This is a genomic window from Actinomyces sp. S6-Spd3 (assembly GCF_000758755.1).
Lineage (GTDB): Bacteria > Actinomycetota > Actinomycetes > Actinomycetales > Actinomycetaceae > Pauljensenia.
In genome coordinates, this window is sequence record NZ_JRMV01000004.1 from 1 (window position 1) to 829 (window position 829).

The 829-nt window shown below is 51.6% G+C and carries 1 protein-coding gene and 1 pseudogene; both read right to left on the bottom strand.

Going from position 1 to position 829, the window contains the following annotated elements:
- Positions 1-214, bottom strand: a pseudogene (locus HMPREF1627_RS10590) (hypothetical protein); the annotation flags it as partial.
- A partial coding sequence (locus HMPREF1627_RS00025) for a hypothetical protein (RefSeq protein ID WP_034499628.1) occupies positions 211-829 on the bottom strand: 619 nt, incomplete at its 5' end. The gene HMPREF1627_RS00025 and the pseudogene HMPREF1627_RS10590, both read right to left, overlap by 4 nt.

Sequence of the window (829 nt, forward strand, 5' to 3'; positions counted from 1 at the left end):
TTTTTTTATCGACAATTTCCAGTTTGGGAGACGGCGCAGGTTCGCCAACGGGATCTTCCTGTTTAGAAAAGATTGCCCAGCTGGCTCCTACGAAGACCAGTACGACAAGCAGGACTGCTAGTCCTATAATCCACGGTTGCCTTGACTTTTTGGAGTTGTCTTTCTTGGTTGAATGCTTCTGCACTGGGGCGTTCGGCTGTTCTTGACGGCTCACCTGTTGTCTCCTGTCGCCACCTGGAAGGTAAACACATGGGGGTTAACATCCGGTTGCTCAACCGGGAAACCCGGAATGTTCTCCAGTCGTGCAAGACTTGCCTGTAGCACACCCTGACGCATGATGAACTCATCGAATCGGGACCTCTGCAGCAGCTGATACTGCGACATTTGCGTCGTCGAGGTCGTCATCTTTTCGTCAGCAATCCCGAGCTGACCGTTTGAAGCCGCCATCGCACCAAGCAGACCGGTACTGTCAGAATCATTGGTGCCGATATCGTTTAGCACCTTCTTGATGTCTGCGCTAAGCAGTTCGCCAGCCGCGTCGGAGTCGAGGACTGCACTGGAAAGCATTTCGTTCATACGCTGGCTCGACGTGTTGAGGGATTCGCGAGTTCCTTGCCCAAGCGCAGTGTTTAGCTCCTCAACTTCCTTTTTGGTTGCACGGATTGCCCCACCAGAAGAATCTCGCATTTCCTTGGATGTGCCCTTTAGGTCTTCACCAATTTTGCCAAAGAATTTGTCCGACTGTTTCTTCGAGTCCTCACGCACGGTATTTACGATTTCGAGCCCAGAATCGTAGTTTTCGTCCGCATCCTGCTTCAGTTGCTTTGAC